Raw genomic sequence first — 15,628 nt, forward strand, 5'->3', positions numbered from 1 at the left:
ATATATGGGAGGATTTCAATGCGAGTGTTCAAGGCGTCGATTTGCGCCGCGTTTGGTTTGGTGTTTGCGGCCGGCGTGGCGCACGCCGAGATGTCGGTGAAACTGGGCGCGCCCTGGGGCGGCAAGAAGGTTCCGAATGGGCAGCAATGCACCCTGCACGGGGGCAAGGGCGCGACGCCGCCGATGACGGTCAGCGGGCTGCCTGCGGGCACCGCCGGGATCGTCGTGGAATATGACGACAAATCCTATGCGCCGCTGGCCACCAAGGGCGGGCATGGCACGCTGATCTACCCGGCCTCGGGTGCCTCGGCCAAGCTGCCTGCGGTGCCGGGGCTGACGGACAAGCTGCCCGGCGGGGTGCGCGTGGTGAAGCGCTCGCGCGGCAAGGGGCAATATGCGTCCAAAGGCTATCTGCCGCCTTGTTCCGGGGGGCAGGGCAACAAGTACACCGCCACGTTGAAGGCCGTGAACGGCCAAGGCAAGGTGCTGGAAAAGACGACCATCGTAATCGGAACCTATTGAAATGAAAAAGGGCGCCCGCGGGGGCGCCCTTTGCTGGTCTGGGGTGGGCCGGATCAGTTCTTTTGCTTGTCGACCATCTTGCCGGCGGAAATCCAGGGCATCATGGCGCGCAGCTTTTCGCCAACCTGCTCGATCTGGTGTTCGTCGTTCAGGCGGCGCGTGCCTTTGAAATAGGGCTGGCCAGCGGCGTTTTCCTGCATGAAATCACGTACGAACTTGCCGGTCTGGATGTCGCGCAGAACCGCTTTCATCTTTGCCTTGGTTTCGTCGTAGGGCAGGATGCGCGGGCCCGAGACGTATTCGCCATACTCGGCGGTGTTCGAGATCGAGTAGTTCATGTTGGCGATGCCGCCTTCGTAGATCAGGTCCACGATCAGCTTCACCTCGTGCAGACACTCGAAATAGGCCATTTCGGGCGCGTAACCGGCTTCGACCAGGGTTTCAAAGCCCATGCGGATCAGCTCGACCAAGCCGCCGCAGAGCACGGCCTGCTCGCCGAAGAGGTCGGTTTCGCATTCTTCGCGGAAGTTGGTTTCGATGATGCCCGAACGGCCGCCGCCGATGGCCGAGCAGTAGGACAGGCCCAGTTCCAGCGCCTTGCCCGAGGCATCGTTGTGCACGGCCACGAGGCAGGGCACGCCGCCGCCCTTGGTGTATTCGCCACGCACGGTGTGGCCGGGGCCCTTGGGTGCCATCATGATGACATCGACGCCCGCCTTGGGTTCGATCAGGCCGAAATGCACGTTCAGACCGTGGGCAAAGGCAATCGCCGCGCCTTCGCGCAGGTTGTCGTGGACGTATTTCTTGTAGGTTTCGGCCTGCAGTTCATCGGGCATGGTGAACATGATCAGGTCGCACCATGCGGCGGCCTCGGCGATGCCCATGACCTTGAGACCTTCGGCTTCGGCTTTCTTGGCGCTGGCCGAGCCTTCGCGCAGGGCGACAACAAGGTTCTTTGCACCACTGTCGCGCAGGTTCAGCGCATGGGCGTGGCCCTGGCTGCCATAGCCCAGAATGGCGACTTTTTTATCCTTGATCAGGTTAATGTCGCAGTCACGATCGTAATAGACTCGCATGGGATGTCTCCTCTTGGTCCCGGTGTTGATTGGGGCCTGTTTACCGGGACGTTGCGGTGATTGCGATTGCTGTGCAATTGAGTATTTAGATCAAAGAAGAAGAACAATGCGCCAAATGTGAGAATCGTGAAATGATCATGCTTGACGATCTGGACAGGCGGCTGCTTCGGCACTTTCAGGCCGAGCCGTCGCTGTCGACCGCCGAACTGGCCGAGCGGGCGGGCGTCACGGCGGCGACCTGCTGGCGGCGGCTGGAGCGGATGCAGGGCGCGGGCGTGATCCTGGGGCAGGAGGCGGTGATCGACTGGGCCGCGCTGGGCTATGCGGTCGAGGTATCGTTGCGGTTCACGCTGGAGAAGGCCAACGCGCGGGCGTTCGACGAATTCCTGGCCGCCGCGCGCGAGGTGCCCGAGGTGCTGGAGATCCAGACCTTTCTGGGCCGGGTCGACGTGCGGCTGTCGGTGATTGCGCGGGACATGGCGCATTACCAGCAGCTGTATCGTGAGCGGATCCTGACGCTGCCGCATATCGCGGATATCGAGCCGTTGATGCATATCTCGCGGATCAAGTCGGACGAGGTGTTGCCGGTATGATCGAGCTGGACGAGATCGACCGCCGCATCCTGCTGGCGCTGGCGCGGGATGCCACGCAAAGCGCGGGCGCCCTGGGGCGGCGGTTTGGCCTGTCGCAGCCTGCCATGTGGCGCCGGATTCGGCGATTGCAGGAGGCGGGGGCGATCAAGGGGCGGCGGTTGCGGTTGAACGCCGAGGCGCTGGGGTTTGGCGTGACCGTGTTTCTGGGCGTCAAGCTGGGGCGCAAGGGGCGCGCCAGCCTGTCGGATTTTGAACGTGCCGTCAGCGCCATTCCCGAGGTGCAGACGGTGGAGCATGTGCTGGGCCTTTATGATTTTCGCCTGCGGGTGGTGGCGCGCGATCTGCCCGATTTCGAGCGGGTGCTGCGGCGGCGGATCATGACGCTGCCGGGCGCGGGCGAGGTCGAGGCCAATGTGCTGCTGAGCGAGGAGCGGCTGCCGGGGCCGCTGTAGCGGCATATCCGCTTTGCCAAGGGGCGGGCGGCGCGCTATGACCCGGGGCAGATGCCCCCGAAGGAGCCTGCGATGCCTGCCTTGCTTGACACTGTCGATCCCGATGGACTGGAAGAATTTTCCGTCGTTTTCACCGACCGCTCGCTGAATCATATGTCGATGCGGTTCCAGAAGGTGATGCGTGACATCTCGGAAATGTTGAAAGAGGTGTATAACGCCGATGCGGTTGCCGTGATCCCCGGTGGCGGCACCTATGCGATGGAGGCGGTTGCGCGGCAGTTCGCGCGCGGGGCCGAGGTGCTGGTGGTGCGCAACGGCTGGTTTTCCTATCGCTGGAGCCAGATCATCGAGACGGGTGGGCTGACCAGCGGCGCCACCGTGATGAAGGCACGCCAGACCGGCAATGCGGCGCCGTCGCCCTTTGCGCCTGCGCCGATTGCGGATGTTGTGGCTGAAATTCGCGCGAAGAAGCCCGCCGTGGTTTTTGCGCCCCATGTGGAAACCGCGGCCGGGGTGATCCTGCCCGACGATTACGTGGCCGCGCTGGCCGCTGCCGCCCATGAGGTGGGGGCGCTGATGGTGCTCGATTGCATCGCCTCGGGCTGTGCCTGGGTCGATATGAAGGCGCTCGGGGTCGATGTGCTGATCTCGGCCCCGCAAAAGGGGTGGAGCGCCTCGCCCTGTGCCGGTCTGGTGATGCTGTCGGCCACGGCGCTGGAGCGGCTCGAGGACAGCCAGTCGGACAGCTTTGCCATCGACCTGAAAAAATGGCGCGCGATCATGGCGGCCTATGAGGGCGGCGGGCACGCCTATCACGCCACCATGCCGACGGACGCCTTGCAGGAATTCCGCGACACGATGATCGAGACGCGGGACTATGGCTTTGACCGCCTGCGCGAGGCGCAGTGGAAGCTGGGCGATGGGGTGCGTGCGATGCTGCGCGAGCGGGGTGTGACCTCGGTTGCCGCCGATGGGTTCGGTGCGCCGGGTGTGGTGGTGAGCTACACCACCTCGCCCGAGGTGCAGTCGGGCCGGGCGTTCGCCGCGAAGGGGATGCAGATTGCCGCAGGCGTGCCGCTGCAATGTGACGAGCCCGAGGGGTTTTCCACCTTCCGGCTGGGGCTGTTCGGGCTGGACAAGCTCTATGATGTCGATGCCACGCTGGCGCGGCTGAAACGGGTGCTGGACGAGGTGCTTTAGGCCGTCGTTTTCGGGCGCCATGCGATGTTGCTGCTGGCGCCTAGTCCATACCGCAGACAGGCGGCGATGGTCAGCAAGGCGAGGGCGAACCATGCCGCGCCCCACAGCATGGTGGTGCCGCCGAATTCGGTGGCCAGCATCCGCGCGTCGCTGTCCAGATGGGCGCGGCGCAGGGTGTCGTCAAAAATATCGAGCGGTACGTAGATCATGCTGGCCATGCCGATCAGCCGCAGGATCAGATCATTCACGTCGCGCGACAGATAGGCGGCCGCCGCGATCAGCGCGGCGCCCGTTCCTGCCGCAAAGCCGATGGCAAAGATGCCCTGCATGTAGAGCGCGGCAGAGGCCACCAGCACCGCGCCAAGCGTGGCCGCTATGGCGCGGTCGGCGTGGGTGCGCAGGGCGGCGATGAACAGGACAACCCCGATTGCAAGCGAGCCGATATAGCCCGCGCAGAGGATCACGAAGCGATTGCCGCCGCGCGAAATCACCTGTCCGCCCTGGGACAGGGTGATGTGCATGTCGACCACCTCTCCTCCGGTCAGCAGCGTGGCTGCCGCGTGCGAAAGTTCGTGAAACAACACCAACAGCAGCTTGAGCGGCATAACCACCGGCGTGGACCAGAGCAGGCAGAGGGCAAGGCACAGCGCGGCAAGCTGCCAGTGCCGGCCAAAAGCGGCGGGCAGGCTGGTCATTTCCGGCGCAGCCCCAGCCCCATGTGCATCAGACCGTGGCGCACCGGCGTCAGCCCGTGCAGCGTGTTCAGCGCGGCGGCGCGCAGGTCGCGTAGCGGCTGGGCCCGGGCCATGGCGGCGCGATTGAGCAGGTCGATGCCCGTGCTGCGCAACGCGATATCGGTATGGCGCGCGCGGGCATAGGCATCAAGCATCGGCGCATCGCCAAGCCCCTCGGGACGGGCCTGTGCCAGGTCCAGCAGGCAGGCCAGATCGGCCAAAGACGTGTTGAGCCCCTGCGCGCCGATGGGCGGCATCACATGGGCGGCTTCGGCCATCAGGGCCAACCGCTCGGCCGTCAGCCGCGTCGCGCGTTGCGAGATGATCGGCCACAGGCTGCGCGCGCTCAGTAGCGTGAGCGGCCCGAACAGCGCGCAGGACCGTTCGGTCATCGCGGCCTCGAATTCGGGCACCGGCATCTGCGCCAGATCGGCCGCGCGGGCGCCCGGCTCCATCCAGACCACGGCCGAGGACGGCATCCCGTTCTGGTCGGGCAGGGGCACCAGCGTGAACGGGCCGCCGGTGCGGTGGATTTCGGTCGAGACGTTATCGTGCGGTATCGGGTGCGAAACGGCGAAGGCCAGCGCCTTTTGTCCGTAGCGCTGCGTGGTCACGCTGATGCCCGCCGCCTGCCGCATCGGCGAGTTGCGCCCGTCGGCGGCTATGACCAGTTTGGCGTTGATCACGTCGCCGTCGCTGAGCGTCACGCGCGCGCCCGTGGTGCGGGTGAACAGAGATTTGGTGCCAATACCGGGGCGGAAATCGACCCCGGGCAGGTCGGCCAGTCGGGCCGCCATTTCGCGCCGCAGCAGCCAGTTCGGCAGGTTCCAGCCAAAGGGACGCTCGGAAATCTCGTCGGCCACGAAATCGCGGATGCTGCGCGCCTCGGGGGCCGGGCCGCCGGCATCGACGATGCGCATGACTTGCAGCGGCATGGCGTGCGGGGCAAGCCGCGCCCACAGGCCCGCACGTTCCAGCAGATCCCGCGCGGGTTGCAGGAATGCGGTGCTGCGCAGGTCGGCGCCATCCTGCGTGGAATCGGTGATGGGAGGGGCCGGATCGACGCAGATCACCCGGAACCCGGCATCGCCGAACACGGCCGCCGCGGTCAGCCCGGCCACGCCGCCGCCGGAAATCAGGATGTCGCAGCTCGTCATGTCAGGCGCTCAGCTTGCCAAGGAAATCGGTCAGATCGGCGGTGTGGTGGTGGATATGCGCGGCCTCGATCGCGGTGGGGGCGACGTGCACGGTGCGCATCCCCATGTCATGCGGCGCGGCAAGGTTGCGGGGGTCGTCCTCGAACATGGCGGCGCGGGTCGGGTCCAGCCGGTCGAGCCCGAACACCGTGTCAAAGGCGGCGCGTTCGGGTTTGGGCAGGAAATTCGCGTGTTCCACTCCGTAGATCGCATCGAACAGCCCCGACAGACCGCGCGCCGCCAGCACCCTCTCGGCATAGGGCGCGGACCCGTTGGTATAGACGATGCGGCGGCCGGGCAGGGCCTTGATATGCTGGGCGAGGGCGGCATCCTGCGGCAGGTGCGACATGTCGATTTCGTGCACGTGGGTCAAATACGGCGTTGGATCGACGTCATGTTCGCGCATCAGCCCGGCCAGCGTGGTGCCATAGGTGTGCCAGTAATGTTTGCGCAGCCGGTCGGCTTCGTCCCGGTCGACGCCGATGCTGTCCATGACATATTGCGTCATGCGCACTTCGATCTGGTCGAACAGCCGTGCCTCGGGCGGGTACAGCGTGTTGTCGAGATCAAACACCCAGGTGTCGACGTGATTGAAGGCGGCTTTGCTCATGTGGATGAGTTACGTCATCGCCCCGGTGCTTTCAATGGCGCGGCTTTAAATCGCGCGGGGGGAATGCGACCTTGATTGCCGGGCGGGGCGACCTGTAGACATGCGCAACCCGCTAACGCCGGACGGTGCCGATGAAAGACAGAAAACCCGCCCAGACCGATGCCTATTCGCTGATACTGGAAGCGATCGACATGGGCGAATTCCGCCCGGGTGATCGTCTGGTGGAAAGCGATCTGGCTGACCGTTTCGGCGTGTCGCGCACCCCGATCCGCGAGGCATTGCAACGGCTTGAAACGCAATCGCTGCTGGCACGGGACGGGCGGTCGCTGATCGTGGCTTCTCTGGACCACAATCAGATGGCCGAACTGTACGTGGTGCGCCGCGAGCTGGAAGGGCTGGCCGCGCGGCTGGCCGCCCGCCACGCCAGCGCCGAGGAAATCGCCGTGCTGCGCGATATGGTGCAGGCCGATGACGCGCTGGTAAACGATACTGCCGCGCTGGCACGTGCCAACAGGCGCTTCCACAAGCAGCTGCATCTGGCCTCGCACAATCGCTATCTGGTGCAGCAGCTGGACCTTGTGCATCGCACGATGGTGCTGATGGCGACGACCTCGCTGGCGGCAGAGGGGCGCGGCGCGGCGGCGCAGGGCGAACACCGCGCCATCGTGGCGGCGATTGCGAGCCGCGACGAGGATGGCGCCGAACAGGCCTTGCAGGATCACATCTCGGGCGCCTTCGTCACCCGGCTGAAACAGGATGCCACGGCGCGCGACACGGCAGGCTAGGGCGGGCGGTGGCCGCCATGTTTTGCATCGACCTGGGCCACGCCATGTTCCGTCTTGTCCCAGAAATATGGCGCAAAGATCAGCTCGGCCACGGCTTTGATGGCCGCCAGCGCGCCCAGCGGAAAATAGAACAGCAGCGTCGGCACCCATGCGATGAGAAAGCCGCGCCGCGCCCGAATGACGGCGACCATCGCGATAGACATCGAACAGAGCTCTGCCAGCAGCATGGCGCCGCTTGCGCCCAGGATAACCTGCCCCGAAGCCGACGCCTGCAGAGGATGACCCAGCCCCAGCAGAAACAGCCAGAAGCTCCACAAGACTGGGGCCAGTATGAACTGGCTGAGCGTGCCCAGGAAAAATGCCTGCATCCCCAGGAACCGCAGTGGGCCCAGATCGCGCCACAGCTGCAAAGGCGCGCGCATATGAACGATATAGGTGACCAGAAACCCCTTGAGCCAGCGTGACCGTTGCTTGATCCAGGCCCAGGGGCGGCAATTTGCCTCTTCATAGGTGACACTGGAGAGCATTTCCGTCCGGTATCCGGCCCGGCACAGGCGGACCCCCAGATCGGCGTCTTCCGTCACGTTATGGGCATCCCAGCCGCCCAGCGCCTCCAGCCTGTCGCGCCGCATGAACAGCGTGGTGCCCCCCAGCGGCACGACAAGACCCAGCCGCGCGATGCCCGGCAGGATGACGCGAAACCAGGCGGAATATTCGATGGTGAAACACCGCGCGATCCAGTTGGTGCGCGGATTGTAGTAATCCAGAACACCCTGAACGCAGGCCACATCGGGCGAGGCGCGGGCAAAATGTTCGGCCACGCGTTCGATCTGATCATAGGCCGGCGCATCTTCCGCATCCCAGATGCCGATGATGGACCCGCGACAGAAATCCAAGGCATAGTTCATCGCGCGCGGCTTGGTGCGCAGGCCGGAATGGTCGGGCACCTCGACGATGCGCATCCAATGCGGCAGGCGGGCGGCCCGCAGCGCCGAACGGGTGACGGCATCGCCTTCTTCCAGCACCAGCACAACGTCAAGCAGGGCTTTGGGATAGGTCAGACGGGTCAGCCGGCGCACCAGAGTTTCCGCGATCCGGCTTTCGCGATAAAGCGGCACCAGAACCGACACCCGGGGCCGCGGCGGGCCACCCAGGGCGCCACCGTCCTGGCGCTCGGGCAGGGGGGGATCACCGGTCAGCAGCTGCGCGGCCACGGCTGCCAGTTTCAGCGTCAGGAACAGCGACAGGCAGAACAGGGCCAGCACCGACAGAGCGGTCAGCGCGGCAACCGGGGTGATCCAGATGGCAAGCGCCGTCAACACCAGAAGCCCGGCCGGAATCATTTGCACGACCGGCCCGATCCCACGGCAGCTGAACCGCGCGGCAACCCGTGTATCTGCCTTGTGGGCCAACGGTGCGCGATAGGCGCGGGCGATTTCGGCCTCGATCTCGGCCTCGGTGCCCAGAACCACGATAACGGGGCCGAATATCGCGGCCAACGCGGGGCGCAGCGCCTCGAACCGGTCGGGGCGCGACGTGGCAAAGGCGACAACCTCGCCCATGCGCAGCCAGGGGATCACCCGATGGTGCAAACAGAATTCCGGCGTAAGCCGCAGGCACAGGTCGGGCGCGGCGGGCGAGGTTTCAAAATCGACGCGGTTCAATCCGGTCTGACGTTGCAACGCCGCCAGCAGCATTGCGGGCGAAATCGCCCCGTCGGCCACAAGGATTTCGCCCAGGGGCGCCGAAAGCGTGCGTTGCAGATGCAACGCCTTCACCAGCTGTTCTGGCGTGATGTCGCCGCTTTCGACAAGGTGGCGCCCCAGCGGCTGATGCCCTGTGCGCGGCGGTGGAACGCGGCGCGAAAGATCGCGCCGCAGGGGAAGTGTGGCCATACCGAAACTCGCCAGAAACTGCCGCTGCAGAATCCCGGACTGCGGTTAATAGCTGGTTAAAATGACTACCCAAATCTGGGGAGGTCGCAGGTTTTTCGTTAACGCCGCGGGGCCGCTGCCCTAGGCTGGCTGACGCTCGGCCATGGCGGCGGCGAACCGTTCGAACAGGTAATAGCTGTCTTGCGGGCCGGGGCTGGCCTCGGGGTGGTATTGCACCGACCAGACCGGGCGATCCGCCATGCGGATGCCGCAGTTCGACCCATCAAACAGCGAGCGGTGCGTTTCAATCACCCCGGCGGGCAGGCTTTGCGCATCCACGGCAAATCCGTGGTTCATCGATGTGATTTCCACCTTGCCGGTTTCCAGATCCTTGACCGGGTGATTGGCGCCGTGGTGGCCGTGGTTCATCTTGACCGTGCGCGCGCCCAGTGCCAGCGCGAGCATCTGGTGGCCAAGGCAGATACCGAACACGGGCATGTCGCGTTGCTCCATCACCTCGCGGATCATCGGCACGGCATAGGCGCCGGTGGCTGCCGGGTCGCCCGGACCGTTCGACAGGAACAGCCCGTCGGGCGCGTGCGCCAGCACCTCTTCCGCCGTCGCGGAGGCTGGCAAGACAGTCACATCGCAACCGACCGTTGCAAGACAGCGCAGGATGTTGCGCTTGGCGCCGTAATCCACGGCGACGACCTTGAATTTGGGATCTTTCTGTTCGGAATAGCCCTCGGGCCAGGCCCAGCGCATTTCGTTCCAGCGATAGGATTGGGCGCAGGTGACATCCTTTGCCAGGTCAACGCCTTCCAGCCCCTTGAACCCGCGTGCGGCTGCCACAAGCGCGGCAATGTCGAAGTTGCCATCCGGATCATGGGCGAGCGCCACATGCGGCGCGCCGCTTTGACGGATCGCCCGGGTCAGCCGCCGCGTGTCGACGCCGCCAATGGCAATGCGCCCGCGCCGTTCCAGCCAGGTCTTGAGGTTTTCGGCGCTGCGCCAGTTGCTGGGCGCGGTCGGATCCCATTTCACCACCAGCCCCTCGGCCACCGGATCGCCGGTTTCATCGTCATCCGGGTTTACGCCGACGTTGCCTACATGCGGAAAGGTGAAGGTGACGATCTGCCCCGCATAGGACGGATCGGTCATGATTTCCTGATAGCCTGTCATCGCAGTGTTGAAACACAGCTCGGCCACGGTCTGCCCGGTGGCGCCGAACCCGTTTCCGTAAAAGATGGTGCCATCGGCAAGGGCAAGGCAGGCGGTGGGCTTGGCCGGGGTGCTGGCAGACATGGCGCGACTCTCTGATGACGGGTTCGGGTAAATCTCTGGCTATCTAAGGGGGGGCGACAGGGGGGTCAACCGGCCTGATGTGATAGCATGCCGCACCATGCCCCGGTGACGTGGCGAAAGCGCAGGTTGCCGGGGCAACGAGTTTTGCCTATGGTGCGAAGCTTGACGCTCCATGGGGATGGACAGACAAGATGGAACTACGGTCTCGGGTCAATGCGGCCCTGAAACAGGCCATGCTCGACAAGGCGGCGACCCGCCTGTCGACGCTTCGGCTGATCAATGCCGCGATCAAGGATCAGGATATTGCCGCGCGCACCAGCACCGGCAATGACGAGGGCGTGGGCGATGCCGAAGTCCTTGCGATCCTCGGCAAGATGGTAAAGCAGCGCCAGGAAAGCGCGCGCGCCTACGAAGAGGGCGGGCGGCTTGACCTGGCCGAACGCGAAGAATCGGAAATCGAGGTGATCACCGAATTCCTGCCGCGCCAGCTGGACGATGAGGAAATGGTGGATGCCGTCGGCTCTGCGATTTCAAACACCGGCGCCGAATCGATTCGCGACATGGGCAAGGTGATGGCCGAGCTGAAATCGCGCTACACCGGCCAGATGGATTTCGCCAAGGTGGGCCCTCTGGTCAAGTCGCGCCTCTGCGCGGGCTCGGCCTGATCGAGCGAATCGTTCGACGCAACGGCGTTGGGGGCTCTGCCCCCCTCCGCTGCGCGGAGTCCCCCGGGATATTTGGACCCCAAAGAAGTATGCGGGGGTCTTTGCTTCTTTGGGCTTCAAATATCCCCGCCGGAGGCATCGCGCGGCAGCGCGAACGGTGGGGCACCTCAATCTGCAAGCTGTTTATTCTGCTGATGCGCGCAGACGTGCGGACATCTCGTGGTACAGCGCGACCCGTTCGTCTTCCGACAGGAAGGCGCCAATTTCGACCGTGCGGCCATTCCCTGTTAACGTGACATAGTTTGGCACAGGGCCTGAGGCCAGGTGAAGTTCGGCGCGGGCCCAGTACCGGTTGCAGCGCCATTCCATAGGGGCCGCGTTGTGCCTCTCATGCAGCAGGTATGCCTCGCGCGGGCCAAGCGTAAGCGTTTCGCGCAGCTGCGCCGCGCGTCGGTTGCGATGAATTGCAAACCACACACCGGCCACGGCCATCATCAGGAACGGCAGCAGCGCCCAGAGCAGGACCGAGCCGAGCAGCGCCAGCAGAGGCAGTGTCAGCATCACGCAGGTCGATCCGATGAACAGCACGAAGCCCCGTGGAGGCAGCGACTGATGCGGCCATAGGGTCAGCCTGTCATGACCTTCGGGCGTTTTGGACCATTCGGTGGGCATTATCTCGATATTCGCAAACACAACAAAAAAGGGCTCCGATACGGATCGGAGCCCTTTGAATTTTGTCTTGGCTCCGGCGCTTAGTGCGCCGGGGTCTTGTCCCAGTCTTCCTGTTTCGGAAGAATCTCGAACGTATGTTCCGGCGGCGGGCTGGGCAGGGTCCATTCCAGCGTGTCCGCGTATTCGTTCCAGGGGTTCGCCTCGGTCACGCGGGCACCGCGTGTGAGGGTGTAGAACATGACCCCGAAGAAGAAGAGGAACGATGCGAAGGACAGGAAGGCGCCCAGGCTCGACCAGTGGTTCCAGTAGGCAAACGCCTCGGGGTAGTCGATGTAGCGGCGCGGCATGCCCTGACGGCCCAGGAAGTGCTGGGGGAAGAAGGTCAGGTTCGCACCGATGAACATCGCCCAGAAGTGCAGCTTGCCGGCCCATTCCGGGTACATCCGGCCAGTCATCTTGGGCAGGTAGAAGTAGATGCCCGCGAAGATGGCGAAGATGGCGCCAAGGCTCATGACGTAGTGGAAGTGGGCCACAACGTAGTAGGTGTCGTGGTAGTACCGGTCCACGGCAGCCTGGCTGAGCACGATGCCGGTGACGCCGCCGACGGTGAACAGGAACAGGAAGCCGAAGGCCCAGAGCATCGGGGTCTTGAATTCGATCGAGCCGCCCCACATCGTGGCGATCCAGCTGAATACCTTCACGCCTGTCGGCACCGCGATGACCATCGTCGCCAGCATGAAGTAGGCCTGCTGGTTCAGGGTCATGCCGACCGTGTACATGTGGTGCGCCCAGACGACGAAGCCCAGCGCGCCGATCGCGATGAGGGCCCAGACCATCGGCAGGTAGCCGAACACGGGCTTGCGCGAGAAGGTCGCGATCACGTGGCTGATGATGCCGAAGCCCGGGAGGATGATGATATACACCTCGGGGTGGCCGAAGAACCACAGGATGTGCTGATACAGGATGGGGTCACCGCCGCCGGCCGGGTCGAAGAAGGTGAAGCCGAAGTTACGGTCCATCAACAGCATGGTGATGGCGCCTGCCAGAACCGGCAGCGACAGCAGGATCAGCCATGCGGTGACGAAGATCGACCAGGCAAACAGCGGCACCTTGAACAGGGTCATGCCGGGGGCACGCATGTTCAGGAAGGTGGTGATCATGTTGATCGCGCCCAGGATCGACGAGGCGCCCGAAACGTGCACCGCAAAGATCGCGAGGTCCATCGACATGCCGCCTTCGCGCACGGAGAGCGGCGGGTAAAGCACCCAGCCCACGCCCGAGCCGAGCTGGTCGTTGCCGCCCGGTGCCAGGACCGAGCAGACCGCAAGCGTTGTGCCCGCGATATAAAGCCAGAACGACAGGTTGTTCATCCGCGGGAACGCCATGTCCGGCGCGCCGATCTGAAGCGGCATGAAGTAGTTGCCAAAGCCGCCGAACAGCGCCGGAATCACCACGAAGAACATCATAAGGATGCCGTGGCCGGTGATCAGCACGTTCCAGAGGTGGCCGTTCGGGGTACATTCGCCGGCGGCCGCCGCGGTGAAACGCGCGCCTTCCATACACATGTACTGAACGCCGGGGTTCATCAGCTCCAGCCGCATGTAAACGGTGAATGCGACCGAGATGAAACCGACAAGGGCCGAGACGATCAGGTAGAGAATCCCGATGTCCTTGTGGTTGGTGGACATGAACCAGCGGGTAAAGAAACCGCGGGTGTCCTCGTGTTCGTGGCCATGAATGGCTGCGTCGGCCATCGGGCACCTCCTGATTGACGTGTGATCGCCCGCCGGATGGACGGGACGCAAGTGTAGGGGCGTTTTAGAATGCCTGCCCTGCTGCTTCAATGGGCGATATCGGAATCGGGGCGGATAAATTGCCGCGCCCCGCGCGGGCTTAGGCCGCTCTTGACGTGGTTTGCGGCCCTGTCATACCGGGCGCACAACCTGCCAATCCGGAGAGACGTGATGCCCGAGTATGACCCCGACAACATCTTTGCCAAGCTGCTGCGCGGCGAGATTCCGGCGCAGCGGATTTACGAGGATGATGCGACGCTGGCCTTCATGGACATCATGCCGCGCGCCGACGGGCATTGCCTTGTGATCCCGAAAACGCCCTGCCGCAACCTGTTGGATGCCAGCGCCGAGCAACTGTCGGCGGTGATCGCGACCACGCAGAGGGTGGCAAATGCCGCAAAGGCTGCGCTGGGGGCGACGGGTGTCACGATCCAGCAGTTCAACGAAACGGATGGCGGGCAAGAGGTGTTTCACCTGCATTTCCACATTCTGCCCCGCCACGAAGGTGTGGCACTGCGCGCGCCCGGACAGATGGGCGATATGGAGGCCATCGCCGCGATTGCCGAGAAAATCCGCGCCGAACTGGCCTGATCAGGAGAGTGGCCCGCTGACGGGCGCGTCATGGGGCGCGGCGCAATCGTCGTGGTGTCCCAGCGCGTGCAGCACCGCGCAGGTGCTGTCGGGGCCTGCGTGGAGGTGGTCGCAGGCCATCACGATGCGGTCCAACTCGGCTTCCAGTGCCTGAAGCCGCGCGATGCGGCTGCGCAGCCCGTCGCGCTGGTTGCGCGCGATGGCATGGGCGCGGTTCAGGCTGGGGCCTGTCGCGCCTTCCAGCGACAACAGGTCAATCACATCGTCCAGCGGAAGGCCAAGGTCGCGGGCGTGGCGGATGAAGCGCAGTCGCTCCAGCGCCGCGCGGTCGTATCGGCGCTGGTTCCCGGCGGTGCGCCCCGGCGGGTCGATCAGACCGCGCGTCTCGTAGAACCGGATGGTGGGCACCTTGACCCCGCTCAGCTCTGACAGGCGGCCGATGGCATACATCGCAAGATTCCTCTTGAAGCTATAGTCGCTATAGGAATTACGTAGGCCAGGTGACCGATTCAAGGACGGAAAGGACGCCATCATGCCGCACGACCACCACGACCACACAGGACTTGGGCATCACGGGCATTCACACGCTCATATTGACCCCAACGCCGGCGACGCCCGGCTGATCTGGGCGATTGTCGTCAACATGGGCCTGACCCTGGCACAGGTGGTCGGGGGGATCCTGTCGGGATCGCTCGCGCTGATCGCCGATGCGCTGCACAATTTCTCGGACGCCATCGCGCTGATCATCGCCATCATCGCGCGCCGGATTGCACGGCGCCCGGCCACCCCGGGGATGAGTTTCGGCTATGGCCGCGCCGAGGTGGTGGCGGCGCTGGTCAACTATACCACGCTGGTCGTGCTGGCGCTGTACCTGATCTACGAAGGCGTGCTGCGCGCGCTGGCGCCGGAGCCGATCGACGGCTGGATGGTGGTCTGGATCGCGGGCATCGCGCTGGCGGTGGATCTGGTGACCGCCGCGCTGACCTATTCGATGTCGAAGGACAGTATGAACATCCGCGCGGCCTTTCTGCACAACCTTGCCGACGCGCTTGGTTCGGTCGCCGTGATCCTTGCGGGAACCTTTGTCATCCTCTGGGGTTACACATGGGTAGACCCGCTGGCGACGCTTCTGATTGCAGGATACATCCTGTGGCATGTCGCAACAGAAATCGGCGGGGTGATCCGCGTTCTGATGTTGGGCAGCCCGCCTCAGATCGACATGACCGGACTGGCGGGCGTAATGGAGGAGACGGACGGCGTTGCCGGGGTGCACCATCTGCACGTCTGGCAAATGCAGGAAAACCAGACGACACTCGAAGCGCATGTTCAGATCGAACCGGGTCGCTGGTTCGAGGCCGATGCGATCAAGGCGCGGCTGAAGCATCAGCTTGGCGAAAGATTCGGCATTGACCATTCGACACTGGAACTGGAGTGCGCAAACCACGCCTGCCGCAATCCGCGCCAATTCGGGCACGGATAACGCGGCGGGGGGATGGCACAGGCTGAAATAGAAATTGCCGCCCCGGGTGTCGGGGCGGCAGTGGGTATGAAAGCGTTGTC

General features: G+C 64.3%; 17 protein-coding genes. 8 read left to right on the forward strand and 9 right to left on the reverse strand.

Translation table 11 applies throughout. From position 1 onward, the window contains the following. Positions 1-18: 18 nt before the first annotated feature. Positions 19-522 carry a hypothetical protein gene (locus FGK64_RS09215; RefSeq protein WP_138863518.1) on the forward strand — a complete coding sequence of 168 codons (504 nt, stop codon included), beginning with the start codon at positions 19-21 and terminating at the stop codon, positions 520-522. 53 nt (positions 523-575) lie between these two features. Here FGK64_RS09215 and ilvC read toward each other — a convergent pair whose 3' ends face one another. Beyond that, positions 576-1,598 carry a ketol-acid reductoisomerase gene (ilvC, locus tag FGK64_RS09220; RefSeq protein ID WP_138863519.1) on the reverse strand — a complete coding sequence of 341 codons (1,023 nt, stop codon included), beginning with the start codon at positions 1,596-1,598 and terminating at the stop codon, positions 576-578. A 137-nt stretch (positions 1,599-1,735) separates the two neighbouring features. Here ilvC and FGK64_RS09225 point away from each other — a divergent pair, with 137 nt between their 5' ends. From FGK64_RS09225 to FGK64_RS09235, 3 genes are all read left to right on the forward strand, one after another. Beyond that, positions 1,736-2,191: an Lrp/AsnC family transcriptional regulator gene (locus FGK64_RS09225; protein ID WP_138863520.1), complete on the forward strand. Its 456-nt coding sequence runs from the start codon at positions 1,736-1,738 to the stop codon at positions 2,189-2,191. After that, a complete protein-coding gene (locus FGK64_RS09230) occupies positions 2,188-2,643 on the forward strand; it encodes an Lrp/AsnC family transcriptional regulator (protein ID WP_138863521.1) in 456 nt (151 codons plus the stop codon). The genes FGK64_RS09225 and FGK64_RS09230 overlap by 4 nt, the downstream gene beginning before the upstream one ends. Positions 2,644-2,715: 72 nt before the next feature. Then, positions 2,716-3,843, forward strand: a complete 1,128-nt coding sequence (locus tag FGK64_RS09235) for an aminotransferase class V-fold PLP-dependent enzyme (protein WP_138863522.1) — start codon at positions 2,716-2,718, stop codon at positions 3,841-3,843. Here the strand turns inward: FGK64_RS09235 and FGK64_RS09240 are convergent. The 3 genes from FGK64_RS09240 to FGK64_RS09250 are packed head-to-tail and all read right to left on the reverse strand — an operon-like array spanning position 3,840 to position 6,383. Continuing rightward, positions 3,840-4,538, reverse strand: coding sequence for a M50 family metallopeptidase (locus FGK64_RS09240; protein WP_138863523.1), 699 nt, complete (start codon positions 4,536-4,538; stop codon positions 3,840-3,842). The genes FGK64_RS09235 and FGK64_RS09240 overlap by 4 nt on opposite strands. Beyond that, positions 4,535-5,734, reverse strand: coding sequence for a UbiH/UbiF family hydroxylase (locus FGK64_RS09245; RefSeq protein ID WP_138863524.1), 1,200 nt, complete (start codon positions 5,732-5,734; stop codon positions 4,535-4,537). Before FGK64_RS09245 ends, FGK64_RS09240 begins: the two co-directional genes overlap by 4 nt. Position 5,735: 1 nt before the next feature. Beyond that, entirely contained in the window at positions 5,736-6,383 is a 648-nt protein-coding gene (locus FGK64_RS09250; RefSeq protein ID WP_138863525.1) for a pyrimidine 5'-nucleotidase, read from the reverse strand. A 131-nt stretch (positions 6,384-6,514) separates the two neighbouring features. On the opposite strand from FGK64_RS09250, the gene FGK64_RS09255 reads away from it, so the two are divergent. Further along, complete coding sequence (locus tag FGK64_RS09255; RefSeq protein ID WP_138863526.1) at positions 6,515-7,168, forward strand: GntR family transcriptional regulator; 654 nt, start codon at positions 6,515-6,517, stop codon at positions 7,166-7,168. Here the strand turns inward: FGK64_RS09255 and FGK64_RS09260 are convergent. Then, positions 7,165-9,063 carry a glycosyltransferase gene (locus FGK64_RS09260; RefSeq protein ID WP_138863527.1) on the reverse strand — a complete coding sequence of 633 codons (1,899 nt, stop codon included), beginning with the start codon at positions 9,061-9,063 and terminating at the stop codon, positions 7,165-7,167. The genes FGK64_RS09255 and FGK64_RS09260 overlap by 4 nt on opposite strands. Positions 9,064-9,183: 120 nt before the next feature. Then, on the reverse strand, positions 9,184-10,347 hold the full coding sequence (carA, locus tag FGK64_RS09265) for a glutamine-hydrolyzing carbamoyl-phosphate synthase small subunit (RefSeq protein WP_138863528.1): 1,164 nt from the start codon (positions 10,345-10,347) through the stop codon (positions 9,184-9,186). A gap of 191 nt (positions 10,348-10,538) precedes the next feature. Between carA and FGK64_RS09270 the strand changes: the two genes are divergently transcribed. Beyond that, a complete protein-coding gene (locus FGK64_RS09270) occupies positions 10,539-11,012 on the forward strand; it encodes a GatB/YqeY domain-containing protein (RefSeq protein WP_138863529.1) in 474 nt (157 codons plus the stop codon). A 183-nt stretch (positions 11,013-11,195) separates the two neighbouring features. Here the strand turns inward: FGK64_RS09270 and FGK64_RS09275 are convergent, their stop codons facing one another. Beyond that, complete coding sequence (locus tag FGK64_RS09275) at positions 11,196-11,684, reverse strand: DUF2244 domain-containing protein (RefSeq protein WP_171054021.1); 489 nt, start codon at positions 11,682-11,684, stop codon at positions 11,196-11,198. 80 nt (positions 11,685-11,764) lie between these two features. Further along, positions 11,765-13,438: a cytochrome c oxidase subunit I gene (ctaD, locus tag FGK64_RS09280; protein WP_138863530.1), complete on the reverse strand. Its 1,674-nt coding sequence runs from the start codon at positions 13,436-13,438 to the stop codon at positions 11,765-11,767. 210 nt (positions 13,439-13,648) lie between these two features. Between ctaD and FGK64_RS09285 the strand changes: the two genes are divergently transcribed. Then, complete coding sequence (locus tag FGK64_RS09285; protein ID WP_138863531.1) at positions 13,649-14,068, forward strand: HIT family protein; 420 nt, start codon at positions 13,649-13,651, stop codon at positions 14,066-14,068. On the opposite strand, the gene FGK64_RS09290 is transcribed toward FGK64_RS09285, so the two are convergent. Next, positions 14,069-14,518, reverse strand: a complete 450-nt coding sequence (locus FGK64_RS09290) for a MerR family transcriptional regulator (RefSeq protein ID WP_138863532.1) — start codon at positions 14,516-14,518, stop codon at positions 14,069-14,071. A gap of 82 nt (positions 14,519-14,600) precedes the next feature. Here FGK64_RS09290 and FGK64_RS09295 point away from each other — a divergent pair, with 82 nt between their 5' ends. After that, entirely contained in the window at positions 14,601-15,548 is a 948-nt protein-coding gene (locus FGK64_RS09295) for a cation diffusion facilitator family transporter (protein WP_138863533.1), read from the forward strand. Positions 15,549-15,628: the final 80 nt, after the last annotated feature.

Source organism: Arenibacterium halophilum, assembly GCF_005938225.1.
Lineage (GTDB): Bacteria > Pseudomonadota > Alphaproteobacteria > Rhodobacterales > Rhodobacteraceae > Arenibacterium > Arenibacterium halophilum.

Coding starts and splice junctions, on each gene's coding strand:
- FGK64_RS09215 (WP_138863518.1), top strand. CDS start 19: ATGCGAGTGTTCAAGGCGTCGATTTGCGCCGCGTTTGGTTTGGTGTTT.
- ilvC (WP_138863519.1), bottom strand. CDS start 1,598: ATGCGAGTCTATTACGATCGTGACTGCGACATTAACCTGATCAAGGAT.
- FGK64_RS09225 (WP_138863520.1), top strand. CDS start 1,736: ATGCTTGACGATCTGGACAGGCGGCTGCTTCGGCACTTTCAGGCCGAG.
- FGK64_RS09230 (WP_138863521.1), top strand. CDS start 2,188: ATGATCGAGCTGGACGAGATCGACCGCCGCATCCTGCTGGCGCTGGCG.
- FGK64_RS09235 (WP_138863522.1), top strand. CDS start 2,716: ATGCCTGCCTTGCTTGACACTGTCGATCCCGATGGACTGGAAGAATTT.
- FGK64_RS09240 (WP_138863523.1), bottom strand. CDS start 4,538: ATGACCAGCCTGCCCGCCGCTTTTGGCCGGCACTGGCAGCTTGCCGCG.
- FGK64_RS09245 (WP_138863524.1), bottom strand. CDS start 5,734: ATGACGAGCTGCGACATCCTGATTTCCGGCGGCGGCGTGGCCGGGCTG.
- FGK64_RS09250 (WP_138863525.1), bottom strand. CDS start 6,383: ATGAGCAAAGCCGCCTTCAATCACGTCGACACCTGGGTGTTTGATCTC.
- FGK64_RS09255 (WP_138863526.1), top strand. CDS start 6,515: ATGAAAGACAGAAAACCCGCCCAGACCGATGCCTATTCGCTGATACTG.
- FGK64_RS09260 (WP_138863527.1), bottom strand. CDS start 9,063: ATGGCCACACTTCCCCTGCGGCGCGATCTTTCGCGCCGCGTTCCACCG.
- carA (WP_138863528.1), bottom strand. CDS start 10,347: ATGTCTGCCAGCACCCCGGCCAAGCCCACCGCCTGCCTTGCCCTTGCC.
- FGK64_RS09270 (WP_138863529.1), top strand. CDS start 10,539: ATGGAACTACGGTCTCGGGTCAATGCGGCCCTGAAACAGGCCATGCTC.
- FGK64_RS09275 (WP_171054021.1), bottom strand. CDS start 11,684: ATGCCCACCGAATGGTCCAAAACGCCCGAAGGTCATGACAGGCTGACC.
- ctaD (WP_138863530.1), bottom strand. CDS start 13,438: ATGGCCGACGCAGCCATTCATGGCCACGAACACGAGGACACCCGCGGT.
- FGK64_RS09285 (WP_138863531.1), top strand. CDS start 13,649: ATGCCCGAGTATGACCCCGACAACATCTTTGCCAAGCTGCTGCGCGGC.
- FGK64_RS09290 (WP_138863532.1), bottom strand. CDS start 14,518: ATGTATGCCATCGGCCGCCTGTCAGAGCTGAGCGGGGTCAAGGTGCCC.
- FGK64_RS09295 (WP_138863533.1), top strand. CDS start 14,601: ATGCCGCACGACCACCACGACCACACAGGACTTGGGCATCACGGGCAT.